This is a genomic window from Actinomadura kijaniata (assembly GCF_014138665.1).
GTDB classification, from domain to species: domain Bacteria; phylum Actinomycetota; class Actinomycetes; order Streptosporangiales; family Streptosporangiaceae; genus Spirillospora; species Spirillospora kijaniata.
This window is the reverse complement of the sequence record NZ_JACJIA010000006.1, coordinates 132231-149615: the sequence shown is the minus strand read 5'-3', so window position 1 is coordinate 149615 and position 17385 is coordinate 132231. Positions and strand designations below refer to the sequence as shown.

The 17385-nt window shown below is 71.8% G+C and carries 18 protein-coding genes and 1 pseudogene; 9 read left to right on the top strand and 10 right to left on the bottom strand.

Annotated elements, in window-relative coordinates:
* Window positions 1–12: 12 nt before the first annotated feature.
* The gene (locus HNR61_RS23355) at window positions 13–789 is read right to left on the bottom strand and encodes a DUF1963 domain-containing protein (protein WP_182845622.1); all 777 of its coding nucleotides are present in this window, start codon (window positions 787–789) and stop codon (window positions 13–15) included.
* Window positions 790–1594: 805 nt separating this feature from the next.
* Here HNR61_RS23355 and HNR61_RS23350 point away from each other — a divergent pair.
* From HNR61_RS23350 to HNR61_RS23340, 3 genes are all read left to right on the top strand, one after another.
* The gene (locus HNR61_RS23350; RefSeq protein WP_182845335.1) at window positions 1595–2485 is read left to right on the top strand and encodes an RNA polymerase sigma-70 factor; all 891 of its coding nucleotides are present in this window, start codon (window positions 1595–1597) and stop codon (window positions 2483–2485) included.
* A 98-nt stretch (window positions 2486–2583) separates the two neighbouring features.
* The gene (locus tag HNR61_RS23345) at window positions 2584–3327 is read left to right on the top strand and encodes an SDR family oxidoreductase (protein WP_182845334.1); all 744 of its coding nucleotides are present in this window, start codon (window positions 2584–2586) and stop codon (window positions 3325–3327) included.
* On the top strand, window positions 3324–3722 hold the full coding sequence (locus HNR61_RS23340) for a hypothetical protein (protein WP_182845333.1): 399 nt from the start codon (window positions 3324–3326) through the stop codon (window positions 3720–3722). Before HNR61_RS23345 ends, HNR61_RS23340 begins: the two co-directional genes overlap by 4 nt.
* Before the next feature lie 382 nt (window positions 3723–4104).
* Here HNR61_RS23340 and HNR61_RS23335 read toward each other — a convergent pair whose 3' ends face one another.
* The 4 genes from HNR61_RS23335 to HNR61_RS49365 form a co-directional block, all read right to left on the bottom strand.
* Window positions 4105–4314, bottom strand: coding sequence for a hypothetical protein (locus HNR61_RS23335; protein ID WP_182845332.1), 210 nt, complete (start codon window positions 4312–4314; stop codon window positions 4105–4107).
* Between the two features lie 716 nt (window positions 4315–5030).
* Window positions 5031–5447, bottom strand: coding sequence for a hypothetical protein (locus HNR61_RS46900; protein ID WP_220509701.1), 417 nt, complete (start codon window positions 5445–5447; stop codon window positions 5031–5033).
* Between the two features lie 547 nt (window positions 5448–5994).
* Entirely contained in the window at window positions 5995–6330 is a 336-nt protein-coding gene (locus HNR61_RS23325; protein ID WP_182845331.1) for a hypothetical protein, read from the bottom strand.
* A 516-nt stretch (window positions 6331–6846) separates the two neighbouring features.
* Entirely contained in the window at window positions 6847–6975 is a 129-nt protein-coding gene (locus HNR61_RS49365; RefSeq protein ID WP_281400556.1) for a hypothetical protein, read from the bottom strand.
* A 15-nt stretch (window positions 6976–6990) separates the two neighbouring features.
* Between HNR61_RS49365 and HNR61_RS23320 the strand changes: the two genes are divergently transcribed.
* From HNR61_RS23320 to HNR61_RS23300, 5 genes are all read left to right on the top strand, one after another.
* Window positions 6991–7398, top strand: coding sequence for a VOC family protein (locus tag HNR61_RS23320; RefSeq protein ID WP_182845330.1), 408 nt, complete (start codon window positions 6991–6993; stop codon window positions 7396–7398).
* Between the two features lie 178 nt (window positions 7399–7576).
* Window positions 7577–8053, top strand: coding sequence for a pyridoxamine 5'-phosphate oxidase family protein (locus tag HNR61_RS23315; RefSeq protein WP_312898051.1), 477 nt, complete (start codon window positions 7577–7579; stop codon window positions 8051–8053).
* Window positions 8050–9567, top strand: a complete 1518-nt coding sequence (locus tag HNR61_RS23310; protein WP_312898050.1) for a globin domain-containing protein — start codon at window positions 8050–8052, stop codon at window positions 9565–9567. Before HNR61_RS23315 ends, HNR61_RS23310 begins: the two co-directional genes overlap by 4 nt.
* Before the next feature lie 148 nt (window positions 9568–9715).
* Window positions 9716–10720 carry a sigma-70 family RNA polymerase sigma factor gene (locus HNR61_RS23305; protein WP_182845620.1) on the top strand — a complete coding sequence of 335 codons (1005 nt, stop codon included), beginning with the start codon at window positions 9716–9718 and terminating at the stop codon, window positions 10718–10720.
* 54 nt (window positions 10721–10774) lie between these two features.
* Window positions 10775–11353, top strand: a complete 579-nt coding sequence (locus HNR61_RS23300) for a dihydrofolate reductase family protein (protein WP_182845328.1) — start codon at window positions 10775–10777, stop codon at window positions 11351–11353.
* A gap of 298 nt (window positions 11354–11651) precedes the next feature.
* On the opposite strand, the gene HNR61_RS23295 is transcribed toward HNR61_RS23300, so the two are convergent.
* Window positions 11652–12263, bottom strand: coding sequence for an ATP-dependent Clp protease proteolytic subunit (locus HNR61_RS23295; RefSeq protein WP_182845327.1), 612 nt, complete (start codon window positions 12261–12263; stop codon window positions 11652–11654).
* On the opposite strand from HNR61_RS23295, the gene HNR61_RS23290 reads away from it, so the two are divergent.
* Window positions 12262–13284 carry a LysR family transcriptional regulator gene (locus tag HNR61_RS23290; RefSeq protein ID WP_220509700.1) on the top strand — a complete coding sequence of 341 codons (1023 nt, stop codon included), beginning with the start codon at window positions 12262–12264 and terminating at the stop codon, window positions 13282–13284. The genes HNR61_RS23295 and HNR61_RS23290 overlap by 2 nt on opposite strands.
* A 39-nt stretch (window positions 13285–13323) precedes the next feature.
* On the opposite strand, the gene HNR61_RS49360 is transcribed toward HNR61_RS23290, so the two are convergent.
* The 4 genes and pseudogenes from HNR61_RS49360 to HNR61_RS23275 form a co-directional block, all read right to left on the bottom strand.
* Entirely contained in the window at window positions 13324–13926 is a 603-nt protein-coding gene (locus HNR61_RS49360; protein WP_312898049.1) for a universal stress protein, read from the bottom strand.
* A 127-nt stretch (window positions 13927–14053) separates the two neighbouring features.
* Window positions 14054–14140, bottom strand: a pseudogene (locus HNR61_RS49355) (universal stress protein); the annotation flags it as partial.
* A 571-nt stretch (window positions 14141–14711) separates the two neighbouring features.
* Window positions 14712–15074 (bottom strand): winged helix-turn-helix domain-containing protein, encoded by a 363-nt coding sequence (locus tag HNR61_RS50055; protein WP_312898048.1) that lies wholly within the window; start codon window positions 15072–15074, stop codon window positions 14712–14714.
* A 48-nt stretch (window positions 15075–15122) separates the two neighbouring features.
* Window positions 15123–17249, bottom strand: a complete 2127-nt coding sequence (locus tag HNR61_RS23275; protein ID WP_182845325.1) for a helix-turn-helix domain-containing protein — start codon at window positions 17247–17249, stop codon at window positions 15123–15125.
* Window positions 17250–17385 lie beyond the last annotated feature (136 nt).

The following is a 17385-nucleotide window of genomic DNA, read 5'->3' as shown; positions in this document are numbered from 1 at the left end:
GTGCCTCAGCCGTCAGAAGGCGTCGACGTACACGTACACCCGGTCGAAGCGGAGAGCGGCCAGGTCGGCGCGGCGGATCACCCAGTGGAACAGGCCCGCCTCCAGTTCCTGGCAGTCGTCTCCACCCCGCCAGGTGGCCAGCAGCGTCCACTCGTCACCGTCCGCGACGGGCAGCGGCACTTCGTCCCGGGCCACCTCGACCGGGTCCCAGTTGAACAGGACCGGCTCGCCGCCAAGCTGCAAGCGCCAGTGAGGGCGCCAGCCGACCACCTGCGACCAGGCGGACTCCAGCTCGGCCGCCCGCTGCGACTCCTCGTCGTCGTCCTCATCGCGCCACGGCCACGACCACTGGTGGAAGCAGAAGTCCAGCCGCGCCCGGCGGTAGGTGCCCGGACCGTCGTCCGGGTCGACCGGCCGCTCTGCCAACGGCGTCCCGGCCGGCATGTACCGCACGGCGTCGGCGACCACCGCCCCGCTGCCCGGATCGGGGTCGGCGAAGAACAGCAGCCGGCCCTGGGTGGGAAGCGGTAGGTCCGTTGCTCCGGGCGGCAGGGCCGCGCAGTCGACGGCCGCCACGAACGCCGCCGACGGCGCGGGGGCGTCCTCCGGCAGGGGCGGGTTCCCGCCGGTCAGCGCCACGACCGGGCCGGGGCCGTCCGGTGCGAGGTAGACGGCCGGGCGCGCGGTGCGTATGTACGCCTCCACCTCGGCGGCCGGGATCCCCCGTGCGGCGGCCTCCGCGCGGAAGCGGGCGGCCCTCGCCGCCGGGGTCTCGTCAGTGGTTTCCATGTCGGTCACGGCAGGAGCCTATGGCCGTCACCCGGTTCGTGGAGGCCCTGACGGCCTCCTTGAGATCAGCGGTCCTGTCATCCGCCGGACCGCTGACGGTCAGGCGCCATCGCCACGGTCACCGGTACGGGCATGCCGTCTGGGAGGGACGGGGTGGGAGGTGTCCGTTACCGCGGTCGGCCCCCCGCACTTGAGGACGTGAGGTCGGCGTGCATCGCACCGCACTGGCCCACCTGCTGCCCGTCCCATCGGCACGGTAGAGCGGCGCCTGCAGGTCGAACAGCGCCTTGATGGCGCGACCGCCAGCGCGCGGGTCCGAGCCGCCGGGTCGGATCGGCGGTCAGCCAGCCCTGGTCCGTCCAGAAGGCCACCGCGGAGTGGAGCGCGTTCAGGTGCCGGTTGAAGGTTGCGGCGGCTCGGCCACTCCACGGGTGGGCGAACGATGCGGTGAGCCTGTCGGCGGTCTCTTGGGCGTCGAGCTCTGCGACCAGGGCGCGCAGGGTGGAGCGGTAGGCGGCCACTGCGGCGGGCAGCGGAGGTGATCCGCCGCGCTCCAGCCGGTGAAGCCCGCCCACGGTCGCCCCCTCCCATCGCTATCGCGGATAAGCATGTCGAGGTGACCCTGGTCCGGCGAGGTGTTCGCCCCGCTGTCTCGCGTCTGGGACGAGCTTCATCCCGATGGACCGCATGACTCGCTCCGCGCGTCCCCGATCGCCGCGGCAAGGGGCGAGTGGCACCGGTCAAGTGGCACCGGTCATGGCCTCCAGGCGACCGGGCCCGTAAGGGGGCTGAGATTCTGGTGGGCGTGACAGTTGATGCGGTTGAGGACTTCGAGCGGCACCGCTCGAAGCTGTTCGGGTTGGCCTATCGGATGCTGGGGTCGGCGGAGGAGGCCGAGGACGTCGTCCAGGACACCTTCCTGCGCTGGCATCAGGCGAGCGCCGTCGAGTCGCCATGGGCGTGGCTGGCCAAGGTCGCCACCAACCTGTGCGTGAACCGGTTGACGTCCGCGCGTGCGCGCCGGGAGAGCTATGTCGGCTCCTGGCTGCCGGAGCCGGTGCTGACCGCGGACGGCGCCTTGGGCCCGCTGGACAGCGCCGAGCAGCGCGAGTTCGTCTCGCTGGCCTTCCTGGTGCTGCTGGAAAGACTGAACCCGGTGGAACGCGCGGTGTTCGTCCTGCGCGAAGCCTTCGACTACAGCCATCGGGAGGTGGCCGAGGTCATCAACTCCTCCGAGGCGAACTCCCGGCAGCTGTACACCCGAGCCCGCCGGCACCTGACCGAGGCGCGTGGGCGCTCCGATCGCCGAACGGACCAGGCCCACCGCCGCGACCTGGTGGAGAGCTTCCTGGCAGCCGCGCAGCAGGGGGACCTGCCGGAGCTGGAGAAGGTGCTGGCCGAGGATGTGACCGTGTGGGTGGACGGTGGCGGCGGGGTCGGCGCTGCCCGGCGGCCCATCTCCGGCCTCTCCCAGGTGGCGCGCTACCTGGTGGGCTCGTTGAGCATCGCCGGTGAGGGGGTGAGACTGTCGGCTGCGGAGGTGAACGGCGCACCGGGGCTGCTGGCTCGGGCCGGCGAGGAGCTGGTCGGCGTACTGGTGCCGGAGACCTCGGAGGGCCGGATCAGCGGGATTCGCATCATCGCCAACCCCGACAAGCTCCGGTTGTCACATTCCAGAGTCCTATCCGGTTCTTAACGGGTGACCGCCCACGCCGGACCCGGCGTGGGCGGTGACCAGACAGCCGCGCGAGGCCGGAACACCGGCATCGCGCTCTCCGCGGAGGATTCCCACCCGTGACGAACCTGATCCTGGTGACGGGCGGTACCGGCCGGCTCGGCCGCGCGCTCGTGCCACAGCTCTTGTCGGACGGACATGCCGTCCGCGTGCTGAGCCGCAGGCCGCCATCGGATGAGCAGACGTGGCGCGGTGACCTGCTCACCGGTGAGGGCCTGGAGGAGGCGGTCGACGGCGCCGGTGTGATCGTCCACTGCGCGACCGGGAACGGCCGTTCGGACATCGCTGGTACGCGCAACCTCATCCAGGTGGCGGCGCGAGCCGGGAGCCCGCATCTGCTGTACGTGTCCATCGTCGGCGTCGGCCGGGTGGACATGTCTTACTATCGAGCGAAGTCGGCCTGTGAGCAGCTCGTGGAACGCTCCGGCCTGCCGTGGACGATCCAGCGCACGACCCAGTTCCACGAGCTCATCGTCTGGATGTGCGCGAGCCAGCGGTGGCTGCCGATGATCGTGATGCCCAGCGGGGTCAGCTTCCAGCCCGTCGACGCCGGCGAGGTGGCCGCCCGCCTGGCCGCGCTGGCCGGTGCGCCGCCGGCCGGCCGGGCTCCGGACATGGGCGGGCCCGAGGTGCGCCCCGCCGCCGATCTGGCCCGCGCCTACGCTCGCTCGCGCTCCAGCCGCCGGCCGGTGGTGTCGGTGCCGATGCCCGGGGCGGGCATCCGCGGCTACCGCGAAGGAGGACATCTGACCCCTGAGCACGCCGACGGACGGATCACCTTCGAGCAGTTCCTCGCCGCATGAGTGCCCGCACCTGGCTGCGTGCGGGCCTGGCCTTCCTCTCCGTGGCGCAGTTCGTCGTGGGGGTTTGGGCCCTGTTGTTCCCCCGCTCGTTCTTCGACATCCCCTGGGTGGGGATGCGCATGCCGTACAACTCGCATCTGATGATGGACTACGGCGCGATGAGCCTGGCCACGTCGGTGGTGCTGGGCGTGAGCTTTTTCGTCGTACGGCGGAGCATGGCGCGTACGGCGCTCGCCGTGTACCTGGTGTTCGCCGCGCCGCACCTAGCGATCCACATCCAGCTGCTGCATCACCTCACGCCCGGCGAACGCGTGCCGTTGCTGGCCGCGCTCACGGCGGCCGTCGTGATCCCGCTGGCGCTGCTTCCGCTCACCAGCCGGCTCGAAAAGGCGTAATTCCTTTAGCTTCCCGCAGAAAGGTGTCTTTGTTATGCCCGAAAACGTCCCGTTGCCGATCCGCAGGGGACGCGACCTGCCGACCGACCCCGACGAACCCACGGCCTCGGCCAGCCGGTGACGACAATGCGAAAGAGGCGCTCCCCCGCGCGGGAAGCGCCTCCCACCATCGACGGATCACTTCAGGACGGGGAACCGGCGGACCAGGGGGTGACGTGACTCGCTGAGCGTCGTGTTTCCGGACACGGTATTTGTCGTGTCCGGTTGGTCCGATCGCGTGGGTGTTCGGAGAAGTCGAACGCCCGCCGTGCGGCCGGTGTCTGGACGTACGGCGGGCGGGAGGGTGGTGGTGCTCTGCCGGTGTCAGGATGGCGCTGGCGCCTCACATGATTCCGATGACCACGCCTTGGCGGGCGGCCTCCACCGCTTCCTTGGTGGTGAAGTCGTCGGGGTCGTCCAGGTTCAGGTGCGGCCAGTACTTGGCCAGCACGAACGCCTGTTCCTCGACCGACATCGGCTTGTAGTGGTGAACGAATCCGACGCGGCTGTAGAGCTGGGGGTAGCGGGCCAGGCGTTTCCCGATGCCAGGCATCCCGATGAGGATGAGACCGACGCCGGTGCGGCCGTGGTGGAGCATCAGCGCGACGGTCCAGCCGAGCCGATCGTGCAGATGGCCGATCCTCTTTCGATGTTCTGCGGGGTGGTATGGACCTCGGGGGTGTACATGATGGCGCGGGAGGCCAGCACCTCGGCGGTGTCACTGTCGCTGTCGGTGGTATCGGAGGGCCGCGAGCCCATCAGCTGCGGGGCGAGTTGGTCCCAGTTGGAGTAGTCGCGGGCCGAGCGGGTCTTGCCTATCCCTGGGGCGCCGTAGCAGAGCCACGAACCGGGATTTACGCGTGGCGTCGGCGAACTCGACGAACCGTTTGTGTTCCTTGGTCAGCATGATCGGTACGGGAAGCGGCGCGCGCCCGTCCGGCGGAGCACCGTCCGGCACGGCTTCCCCCGAAGGCGCTCGGGCGGAGGTGGGGTCCGGTCGTGGGTGTAGTACCGCCCCAGGGCGCTGGGGCGTCGTCGGTCTGTGGGTCGCGGCTGCCGCTGTCGGCGGGTGCGGCGGCTGGTTCCGGCTGGTCGCCTGGGTCGTCCACGACCTTGGTCTTGTCCCGGGCGGGTGGGCGTTACTCGGTCCGGTACAGCTTGAGTTTCGGTGCCGCTGGGGGGATGGTCTTGTCGTAGAGGGTGGCGATGCCGCGCCGGTGTTTGAGCTGGTTGAAGCAGCGCTCCATCACGTTGCGGCGCTTGTAGCGCTCAGCGTCGAAGACCGGCGGGCGTCCGCCCGCAGAGCCGGGGCGGGTCCGGTTGCGGGCCTGGTCGGCGCTTTGGGGGATCGCCCGGCTGTAAGTCCCTGCTGTAGTCCTTGTCGGCCACCAGGTGAACAGGGCGCGTGCGGGGCCGCCCCGGTCCCAGGCGCGGCGCGGCGATCTGGCCCGTCAGCACGGCATCAGCCGCACCGCTGTCGCCGATCTGCCGCCCGCCCACACCGCCACCAGCGGCCCCAACGCCCCTGCCCCCGAGCTGCCAGTCGTCTTGAACATGCCTGGCGAGGTCGCCGATTTCCTGCGCGCGATCGACCTGGAACCCGTCGAGCGGACCGTGCTCGACCACGGCCGGGCGGCGCGGCAACAGCAGCAGCGTGCCGCCACCCGGCCGGATGAACCGCCGCACCCAGGCCGCCGCCCTCGCAGCCCAGCTCAAGGCCGATCATTCCAAAGGTCTGCGCCGAGACTGAGACGCTGACTGGAGTTCGCTCTGTCCTTCGCTGTTGTTTTTTTGTTTTTATTCATTTTGAGAAATTTTATAGTCCACAGCCTTTACGCAGTAAGGTAGAGAAAACCAACAGCGGTCCCGGTCCCCGGCTGAGAGGCGCTCGGGAGTCTCGTCCCGGCGAGCGCTTGCGCGCCACCTGTCCGAGTGTGTTAACGATTTCATGGAGGTGAGGGGCCGCAGACGCGGATCCGTCCCGCACTCCCCCACCACGAGACGTGGCCCGACTCTTCGCTCCCCCTCTCCGTCGGCCCGTTCACCGTCGAATGCTGGAGGCCCCGCACGTTGGTCTCCAATGTCATGTCGCGAAGGGGTATCGCCGTGGCGAAGGAGGTTCGGGTGTGATGCTGGGCGTCGTCTCGGCCGCCGGCCTGCTGTTGAAGGAGAACCCTGAGAAGTACCCGGCGCTGACGCTGCGACGGCCCGTGAGCAGCAGCCGAACAGTCAACTAGGCGACCTGGGCTGGGTCGTCGGTCCAGGTCGGGTCCGCCACTGTGCCGTCGGCTGTGACGCACCAGACGTGTTCGAAGGCGTTGCCGTCCGACAGGCCGGGATCGGCGAACCCTTCGACGTAGCGCAGTCCGTCCACGCCGCCCGCCAGACGGGCGGCGTGGACATAGCAGCCATGCGGGCGACGGCCGCGCCTCCGCCACAGCTCGCGCGGGAACGGCGCAGGGCGATGCCACTGCTCCAGGTCCAGCACCGGTTCCGGCAGCGGGACGTACCGGCGGCCCGCGCGTTCGGCCGCGCCGACCGCCGCCCACTCGCGCAGTCGATCGGCCAAGCGCCGCTCGGGTTCAGTGCGCGTGTTCTCGCTGGTCACAACCGCTGACCTATCCAAGATCCTGAGCGTGGATGCATCTGGTGCGTCCTGCCGCGCTCGCCAGATGCGCCGGAGAAGGGCAGGGGGTTGCTGTTTCTTGCGGGGGATCGTCGGGTCTTCCAGCAGGTCCAGGTAGGGGTGCCACCGGAATACGGCAGAAACGGGCTACGGGCCGAGATAGTTGCTAGTCAGCGGCGTTGGCTGGCGCGGATCGATCAGGTGTCAAGCGTCATTGCTGATCGGCGGTGATGCGGGTGGCGTCATCCTGGTGCGCATTGCGCGCGCCGATCCGGCGGTGTCGGCGGCGCGGCGTAGACCGGGGCTCTGGCTGCGGACAGCCGACCGGGCTGCGGCAGCACAGGACCAGCGCCCCGACCGGTCGGGCGCGCATACGAAGATTCCGCCGGGATACACGACACAGGATGTCGTGATTTGTTGGGAGGCTTAACGGAGTGATCCCTCAGACGCCCTGAGCGGTCACTCATACCGGGTCGAGGCGCGCGAGCAGTTCCCGCGGGACCCGAACCTCGGACGGTCCAGCACGGCCAGGTTCGGATAGCCGTCGGTGCCCGCTGCTGCGGTCCTGGCCGTTCGCAATTCACTCACACCAAGGAGCATCAGATGGGGTCTCAACTCAACCCGTGCCTGGCTTTCAACGGGAACGCGCGGCAGGCGATGAAGTTCTACCACGACGTCCTGGGCGGCCAGCTGGAGATGGGCACGTACGCCGAGTTCGGCTCGCCGGACGCATCCGCCGACAAGATCATGCATGCCACGCTCCGCACCCGGGACGGCTACACGCTGATGGGGTGGGACCTCCGGGAAGAGATGCCCCACGCCCCGGGCAACAACGTTGCGGTCTTCCTGGGCGGCGACGGCGCCGAACTCCGCGGCTACTTCGAGAGGCTGTCGGTCGGCGGCATCGTGACGTTGCCCTTGGAGAAGCAGTTGTGGGGTGATGAGGCCGGCTCGCTCGTGGACCAGTTCGGCATCACCTGGATGGTCAACATCAGCCAGGAGCAGTCCTGATCGACCACGGAAGGAGCGCCCGGCCGTCACCGACGGTGCCGGACAGCGCCTCGCCCGCGCACCTTCTCAAGGCCGACCGGCCCGGGATCCGGATCAGGTCGGGTGCGGGACTTTAGTCCCTAACCGGCCGGTCCGGTGTTCGGCCGGCATGGGCCACATGAGTGTGGACCGGAGCGGAATGGAGGTTCTGGACGCCGCGGAATGCCGCGCGCTCCTGGCCTCCGGCCTCATCGGCCGGATCGTGTTCACCGACCGGGCGCTGCCCGCCGTGCAGTCGGTCAACTACGCCTTGGTCGACGACCACGTCATCATCCGCACCACAGAGTCGTCCCGGCTGGCCACGGCCGCGCACGGCGCGGTCGTGGCGTTCGAGATCGACGACTTCGATCCCGCGTTCCGGACCGGCTGGTCGGTGGTGGTCGTCGGGCGCACCGAACGTGTCCCGCCCGCCTCCCCCGATCTGGCGCGGCTGCGCGCGCCGCCGCTGTGGCCGTGGGCGCCCGGCGACCGGGACCATTACATCCGCGTGCGCTGTGAGATGGTCACCGGCAGCGGCTGGACGGCGTCCCCCGGTACGCGTTCGGTCCCCCGCCGGGGCGCGGCGGGCTCCCGTTGCGGGACTTCTCCGCCGGTGGGACCGCCCCCGGGACGGTGACGTTCGAGCGGCACCCCCAACTGGTCGTGCTGACCACCGTCGACAACGGTCCGCACGAATGGCTGCGCGCCGGGCAGGCCCTGCAACGGACGTTGCTCACCGCCACCGACCCGGGCATCGCCACGACCCTGCTCACCCAGCCACTGGACGCGCGGGACCTGGACCATCCCGACCCGCTCGCCGACCGCGACGGGCGACGGCACGTCCAGGCGATCGTCCGCATCGGCTACGGTCCCCGGCCTCCGAGGTCCTTGAGACCACCGCCCCCTGGACCACACCCTCATCACCGCGAGGACCACGCACCGCCACGAAAGAGGCCACCTCCGTGCTCTCCCGACCACGCCGAGATCGTCCGGGCGCCCCTGCCCGCCGTCGCCGCTCACGGCACGGAGATCACCGGCCGGTTCTACCCTTCGATGTTCGCCGCCCATCCCGAGCTGCGGGACCTGTTCAACCAGGGCAACCAGGCCAACGGGGAGCAACGGCGGGCCCTGGCGGGCTCGGTCGCCGCGTTCGCCGCGCAACTGTGCGGGCTCGACATCCCGGTCTCCCAGCAGCGGACGCTGTCCCGGATCGCGCACAAGCACGCCTCCTTCAGCGTCCGCCCCGAGCAGTACACGATCGTCGGACGGCACCTGCTGGAGGCGGTCGCCGACGTGCTCGGCGAGGCGGTCACCCCCGAGATCCACGCCGCCTGGTCGAAGGTGTACTGGCTGTTCGCGACGCTGCTGGTCGCCGAGGAGGCCCGGCTCCACCAGCGGGCCCACCTCGACCCGGCCGGGCTGTACCGGCCCTGGCGCGTGACCGGGCGGCGGGACGAGGCCGATGACGTGGTGGCGTTCGTCCTCGAACCCGGCGGCGTCCCGGCGTTCCTGCCCGGCCAGCACGTCTCGGTCGCGGTGAAGCTGCCCGGCGGGCTCCGGCAGCCGCGCCAGTACACGCTGTCGCGCGCGGTGGGCGGCCGCGGCCTCCAGATCACGGTGCGGCGGGTGCGCGGCCAGGACGGCAGCCCCGACGGCTGGTCCTGGTCACCGCCGGCATTGGCATCACCCCCGCCGCCGCGATGCTGGACCACCTGGCCACCGCCCAGCCCGACCGCCAGGTCCCCTTCCTGCACGCCGACCGCTCCCCCGGCACCCACGCGCTGCACGCCCGGACGGCCGCCGCCCGGCGGCTGCCGAAACTGCGCGCGTTCACCTGGTACGAGAACCCTGGCGAGGAGTCCGACGCGCACGTGCTTCCGGGCCGTGCCGACATCGGCGCGCTGCCGGTCCCCCCTGCCCGCGAAGGCGCAGGTCCATCTGTGCGGGCCGATCTCGTTCATGCGCGACGTCCGCCGCGGCCTGCTCGGGGAGGGGGCGGCGAGGAGCGCGTCCACTACGAGGTCTTCGGCCCCGACCTGTGGCAGCAGGCCGACTGATCCAGGCACCGCCCCCTACAGGTCGTCGACGACGGAACCTGCTCGACCTGGTCGCCGCCCTGGCCGCGATCAGCCCCACCAGGGAGGCAGGTGACCGGGCGCCCTGCCGCGCGTTCCTGGCGTCACCGCCGGACGGCACCTCCGGAGAACGTGGTGAGCGCGCCGGAACGCGGCAGGTGGCCCCGGCGTCGCGAGATCGGCCAGACGTGGCCGCTCGCTGATCTACGCTCGGTGAGGTGGACATGCCGCACGAGCCGACCGCGCAGGCCGACGCCCTCCTGACACGCGCCGGGCAGGGTGACGCCGCGGCCTTCGACGACCTCGTCGCGGCGCATCGCAGGGAGCTGTTCGCGCACTGCTACCGCATGCTCGGCTCGCTGGAGGACGCCGAGGACGCCCTGCAGGAGACACTCCTGAACGCCTGGAAGGGCCTGCGGGGCTTCGAAGGGCGCAGTTCGCTGCGCACCTGGCTCTACCGGATCAGCACCAACGTCTGCATCCGGTCGGCCTCCGGGCGCGGGCCGCGCATCCTGTCGACCGACCACGGGCCGCCGTTGGCCGATCCTTCCGACCTCGGCGAGCCGGTCACCGAGCCGATCTGGCTGGAGCCCTGGCCGGACCAGGATCCGGCCGAACGCTACCTGCGGCGCGAAGGGGTCGAGCTCGCCTTCCTCGCCGCCCTCCAGCACCTTCCCGGAACGCAGCGCGCCGTGCTGATCCTCCGCGAGGTGCTCGGCTATTCGGCCGCGGAGGCGGCGGAGATCCTCGACACCACGGCGGCGTCGGTGAACTCGGCGCTGCAACGGGCGCGGAAGGCCGTCGGGGAGCGGATGCCCGCGACCACCCAGCGGGCCGAGCTCGACGCCCTGGGCGAGGACGGCCGCCGCGCGCTGGTCGAGGCGTTCGTCTCCGCCTGGGAACGGGCCGACGTGGACGCCCTGGTGTCCCTGCTGGCCGACGACGCGCGTTTCACGATGCCGCCCCTTCCCGCCTGGTTCGACGGCGTGGCGGCCGTGCGCCGCTTCTTCGCCGAGCGGGTCTTCGCCACCGCGTGGCGGCTGGTGCCGATCCAGGTCAACGGGCAGCTGGGATTCGCCTGCTACCAGGAGCGGGACGGCCGCCTCCGGCTCTCCGCGATCAACGCTCTGGGCGTCCGCGCCGGGCTGGTCAGCGAGATCAGCGGTTTCATCGACCCCGCCGTCCTCGCCCGCTCCGGTCTGCCGGAGGAGTTTCCGCCGGAGCGATGAATCCGGCGGGCGCGCCGTCTCTACCCGGGTGAAGGCTTCCGAAGGGAGACAACAATGCGCAGGCTCATCGTCACCAACATCATCACGCCGGACGGGTATCACTCGGGGCCCGGCGGCGACGTCATGGCCCTCCCGTTCCAGCCGGGCTTCGACGAGTACAACGCCGAGCGGCTCCGCGCCGCCGACACCCTGCTGCTCGGCCGGACCTCGTTCGAGGAGTTCAAGGCCTACTGGCCGCCCGTCGCCGACACCCCCGGGGCACCGCCCGTCGAACGGGAGATCTCACGCCTCAACGACGCCATCGACAAGGTGGTCGTCTCCGACAGCCTGACGCCCGGCCAGACGGCCCCCTGGACCAACACCGAGATCGTCAAGCGGTCCGCGGCCCGTGACCGCGTCGCCGAGCTCAAGCGCGGGCCGGGCCGCGACATCGTGGTGTTCGGCAGCCGGACGCTGTGGAACGACCTGCTCCGCGCGGGCCTGGTCGACGAGCTCCACCTGATGATCGGCCCTGCCCTGCTCGGCGATGGCGTTCGCGTCCTCGACGGCGGCCCTTCCGTCGCGCTCCACCTCCTGGAGACCCGTCCGCTGGGATCCGGCCAGCTCATCCTCGCCCGCTACGCCCCTCGGTAGGCCCCGGCGCGCTCCCACCCGGTGGCCCGGCTCGGACGCCTTGAGCTCCGGCCGTTCGCCGGGCAGGACGACTCACCGCACCGGTGATCCGCGTGTGGCCGCGACGACCGATGCCGTCGCGGCCACACGCGGGCCCTCGCCGCCCTCATCCGTTCCGGAACCGAACGCGCCGACGGATCCACCTCGGGAAGGAGGCCCGTGTTCCACGAGCCACTGGATGTGGCCCTGGCCGCGTGAGTCTGCGAGCCGCGTCCGGACCTTTGGCAGGCCCGGCGTTCGCGGACGGCGGTCAGCGCGGTCAGCGGGGCAGGATGTCTTCGGCCGAGCGCACCACGTGGTCGACGAATCCGTACTCGCGGGCCTCCTCGGCGGTGTAGTACCGGTCCCGGTCGGCGTCGGCCTCGATGCGCTCGACGGGCTGGCCGGTGTGGAAGGAGATCCGCTCGAACATCAGCCGCTTGGTGGAGCGCATGTGCTCGGCCTGGATGCGGATGTCGGAGGCGGTGCCGCCGATGCCGCCGGACGGCTGGTGCATCAGGATGCTGGAGTGCGGCAGCGCGTACCGCTTGCCGGGCGTGCCCGCGCACAGCAGGAACTGGCCCATCGAGGCGCTGAACCCCATCGACAGGGTGGCGATGTCGTTGGGCACGAACTGCATCACGTCGTAGATCGCCATGCCCGCCGTGACCGAGCCGCCCGGCGAGTTGATGTACAGGTGGATGTCGCGGTTCCGGTCCTCGGCCGACAGCAGCAGGATCTCGGCGCAGATCCGGTTGGCGATCTCGTCGTCGACCTGCTGGCCGAGAACGATGATCCGCTGGCGCAGCAGCCGCTGGAAGACCGGCTCGAACGGCGCGGGGACGGGGGCTTCGGCGACGCGGGCGTGCGAGGGGTGCGATGAGAACGTCATGACCACAGCAAACCCGCAGGTCACAGGGGTGTCCAACAACTTCCTCGGCCGCTTTGACAACCCCCGGTTGATAGTCGACCCTGTGCGCGTGGAACCGGACCTGTCAGGGATGCGCGCCTTCGTCGTGGCCGCCGAGGAGCTGCACTTCGGCCGGGCCGCCGCACGGCTGTTCCTGACGCAGCAGGCGTTCTCGAAACGGATCCGGCGGCTGGAGGACGCGCTGGGCGTCGCCCTGTTCGAGCGCACCACCCGCCGGGTCGAGCTGACCGACGCCGGGCACCGGTTCCTCGGCCCCGCCAAGGACGCGCTCGCCGCCTACGACACGGCGGTCGCCGCCGTCCGCGAGCCGCTCGGGCCGCTGCGCGTGGACGTCAACGCCGAACGCTTCTCTCCCCTGCGGATCCTGCGCGCGGCGGTGCGGGCCGAGCCCGGCCTGAGCGTCGAGCCGAGCATGCGGCAGGGCTTCCCCATGGCGCTGGCGGGCGTGGAGGGCCGGGAGCTGGACGCGGCGTTCGGGCGCGTCCACGACATCGGCCGCCGCTGGCCCGCCGAACTCGCGCACCGGCCGGTGCACGCCGAGCAACTGCACGCCTTCGTGCTGGGGGGCCACCGGTTCGCCGAACGCGACGCACTGCGCCTGGCCGACCTGCGCGACGGGGGCATCGCGATGCCCGATCCGGCCGGGGCGCACGAGTGGCGCGGGTACCTGACCCGCCTGTGCGCCGAGTTCGGCGTCCCGCTGCGCTGGACCGACCCGGCGATCGGCGTGCGCCACTACGAGGACCAGATGCGCGCCGAGACCCATGCCGTCGCGATCGGGGAGGCCGGGATGGACCTTCCGCACGACCTGCGGATGCGCCGGATCCCGCTGGTCGATCCCACGCCGCTGCTGCTGTGGTCGGTCGCCTGGCGGCGCCATGACCGCGACCCGCGCCTGGCGCGGCTGTTGCGCGCGCTCCCGCATCCGGCCGTCCCGTCCGGCGGTTGGCTCCCCGACATCGACCGGGCGCTGCTCGGCTGACGGTGGCCCGCCGGAGTCCGCCGGGGCACGGCCCCGAGGTCAGTGCGGGCGGATCACCGCGACCGGGCAGTGCGAACGGTGCAGCAGCGCGTGTCCGACCGAGCCGAGCAGCAACCCGGCGAACCCGCCCCGGCCGCGCGATCCCACCACGACCAGATCCGCCCGGGCCGACGCGCCGACCAGGGCACGGGCGGCGGGGGCGTGCACCACCTCGGCCACCAGCTCGACAGCGGGATGCCGTTCGCGGCGGCCCGCCACAGCCTCCCCGAGGACGCGCTCCTCATCCCGCCTGACGATCTCCGGGTCGTACACCGGCGGCTGGATGTAGCCGGGCCCGGCGGGCATCGGCATCGCCCAGGCCAGCACGGCGCGCAGCCGTACCCTGCGGCGGGCGGCCTCCTCGAACGCCAAGTCCAGCGCGGCGGCGCCTCCGGCCGAGCCGTCCACTCCGACCACGATCTCCCCGTAGCGCACGGCCCCCTCACCGCGGACGGCGACCACCGGGGCCGGGGCGTGCGCGGCGACCTGCCAGGCCACCGAGCCCAGCAGCCCACCCAGCGCGGACGCGCCGTGGGTGCCGACCACCGCCATCAGCGCCCCCTGGGCGGCCCCCACGATCGCCCGCGCGAGCGGACCGGCCACCACCCCGCCCATCGTCTCCAGCCCGGGGGCCAGCTCCCGGGCCCGGCCCAGCCCGCGGTCGACCGTCTCGCGCGCACGACAGCGTCCACTCGCGGATCTCGGCGACCTTGGGGTGCGGCTCGTCCTGGAGCACCCAGGGCGCGACCGCGTGGAGGACCCGCAGCGACGCGCCACGGCGGCGGGCCTCGTCGGCCGCCCAGTCCACGGCGGCCATGCCCGGTTCGGAGCCGTCGATCCCGACGATGATCTCGTTCATGCGTTCTCCTTGAGAGGGACGAGCACCACCGGTGCGGCGCCACGCCGGATGCGGTGCGGGCCGCTGCCACCAGAGGTCTCCGGGGAGGTGCGCTCGCTGTTCGACACGCGGCGCTCCGGGTCAATGCGCGTGCGGTGCGGACGGATTCGCCGATCCCGGTCATCCACGACGCCGACACGGTGCCCTCCTTCCCCGACTCCAGCATTGGCCACAGGACAGCGGCCCGTAAGGGACCAAAGGCCTGCCCATCGGGGCCGGATGTCAGTGGGGAGGTGCTGCTCTTCGGGGGGACGTCCGCCACGCTGGCGGCCAGGCCTGCAAGCAGAAGGCGGGTGTCCCGGTGCCAGCAGCACCCTCATGACGGCGGCTCGGTGGGCACCGCCCAGGCGAGCATCCGGATCGCCCTGGAGCCGGGCGGGCGCTCGCGGTCTCGGCAGCGGGTCATGATCTCGACGAACCCGGCCGTGACCTCGGCGAGTTCCTCGACGGTCAGCCAGGCCAGTGCCCGGGTGAAGGCTGCCGCGTCCTGTCACCGCGGCGGATCGGTGCGCCGCCGTGTGCTCCAGGCGCGCAGGCCGTCGAACTCCTCCTCCACGAACCCGTGCTCGGCGAGCTGCCGCAGGTGCCGGAAGCAGTTGGCCGTGCTCTCCCCCACCACCTCCGCGATCTCGATGGCGGTGGCGCTGCGCCGCGACCACAAGACCCGCATGATCCGCTGTCGGACGGGGTGGACCAGCGTCCGGATCTCGTGGGGATCGGTCAGGTGCCTTCGCTTGCCCGTCCCCCGACCTGGCCATGGAAAGGCTCTTTCGAATCCGGCAACCGCCTGGTTCAGGTCGGAACCGCCGGAACGTCGCCCCTGCGGTCGCCGCGCCAGGCGGTCTCGGTGCACCTCACACCGGCGTCCATCCGACCGGGACCGGACGCGAAGGCCGGCCGCTCAATCCGGGTCCCCGTGGGCATTCCCGACCCCGGCCAGGTCCAGAGCGGCGAGTTCGGCGCGGGAGGCGATGCCGAGCTTGGGATACGCCTTGTACAGGTGGTAGCCGACGGTGCGAGGGCTGAGGAACAGCTGGGCGGCGATGTCCTTGTTGGACAGGCCCTGGGCGGCCAGCCGGGCGATCCGCAGCTCCTGGGGGGTGAGATCCTCCGCGAGGCCCCTGGTGGGCGCGGCCGGGAGGCTGACGCCGCAGGCCTGCAGTTCGGCGCGGGCGCGTCCGGCCCAGGGGTGCGCCCCCAGCCGGGCGAAGGCGTCCACGGCGTGCCGCAGGTGTCCGGCGGCGGCGGTACGGCGGCGGTTGCGGCGCAGCCATTCGCCGTAGAGCAGAGCGGTGCGGGCTTGGTCGAACGGCTGACGCGAGAGCTTCAGCGCGGCCAGGTAGTGGTGCTCGGCCCGCGTGTCGTCGCCGAGCAGGGCGCGGCAGCGTTCGGCGAGGGCCAGTTGGTGAGGACGGTTCGACCGGCGCGCCCAGGCGTCGAACCGCGCGAAGGCCGGTTCGGCGCGTGCGGGTCGGCCGCAACGCACGGCCGCCTCGACCAGGTCGGGAACCGAGCGCATCGCGGAGACGTGATACCAGCCGGGGCCGGAGGTCAGCGCGTCGAGCGTGGCCATCGCCGCGTCCGCGCGGCCGTGTCCGAGGTCCAGCATCGCCCGGGCCCGTTCGAGCCAGGCGACGCCCGGGATGTGGGCGACCGGGACGCGCTGCGCGGCGGCGTCCAGCCGGCGGCAGCGCTCCTCGTCGCCTTCGACGGCGGCCAGCATCGCCAGGAAGCCGTTCAGAACGCCGGTCCAATGGTGCTGGCCGGTGTCCTCGGCAATGCGCAGCGCGGCGTCGGCCGTGGTCAGCGCGTCGTAGTGCCGCCCGTCATACAGGAATTCGGCCTGGGCGAGGAAGTACAGCACCGTGGGAACGGCGCCGATCCGACCCTGCGAACGGTAGTCGGCGGCGAGCCGTCCGCCGGCCTCCAGGGTCACCTCGTCGGCGCCTATGGTGAGCGGCAGCCCGCAGGCCATCACGGCTTCGCGGGTGCTACCGGGCAGGGCCGTCATGGCCTCGAAGACGTCCTCCTCGGAGGAGGCCCCTGTCCCTCCACCGTCGAGGAGCCCGCCGAGCGTGACGACGGCCAGGTGGGCGAAGGCGCTGATCGGCTCGCCGGGCGGGATGCGGAGGGCACGCATCCGCGCCACGATGTCGGCCAGCTCCGTCTCCCCCGCGTACCAGGCGATTTGGATGCCCTGGGACAGCATGCGCGCGGCCAGGGCCGGGTCGGCGCCGTCGGCGAGGTCGGCGGCGAGCAGGAGCAGCCAGTGGGCCTCGCGGTGTTTACCGCGCCAGAAGGCGGCGGTGGCTCGTACGTAGGCGAGCCGGGCCCGCAGCAGCGGGTCCGACGCCAGTGGTTCCGCCTCATGGGCCAGCGCGGCGGCCCGTTCCAGCTCCGCGGCCTCGGTCGCGGCTTCGGCGGCCAGGGTGAGCCTGCCGACGCGCGCGGCGGGGTCGGCGCTGAGCTGGGCGGCGCGCTCGTAGGCGGTGGCGGCGACGGTGTGCGCCCGGGCTCGCCGGGCCGTCTGGTCCAGCTGCATCGCCACCTGCTCGGACGGTCCGACGGTGGCGGCGGCCAGGTGCCACACCCGACGGTCGTCGTTCAGCGTCTCGGCCAGCGCCCGATGGACGACCAGGCGGCGGCCGATCGCGGCCCGCTGGTAGACCGCCTCCCGGATCAGGGGATGGCGGAAGACCACGGTCCGGTTCTCCACCCGCACGAGCCCGGCGGTCTCGGCGGGATCCAGGTCGGAGACCTCGGAGCCGAGCCGGGCGCCGGCGGCCAGGACCTCGTCCAGACCGTCGGAGGCGGCGGCGATCAGCAGCAGCGTCCCGGTCGCCTCGGGCAGGCGGTCGACCCGGTCGAGGAAGGCCGATTGGAGGCGGGCGGTCAGCGACAGCGGCTCGGACCGGCGCGCTCCCTCGCGCAATGCGGTGGGCAGTTCCAGCAGCGCCAGCGGGTTGCCGTGTGCTTCGGCCAGGACGCGGTAGCGCTGGGCCGAGGTCAGCGGCGTGGCTTCGAGCATGGCCGCCGCGGCGGCCGACGACAGCCCCTCCAGCGTGAGCTCCGGCAGCCCGAGCGGACCGTGTCCAGGATGTGGTCGATGACTGAAATCTCGCGTTCCCGCCCATAAAGCACATGAGGAAACTACCTAGTCGATG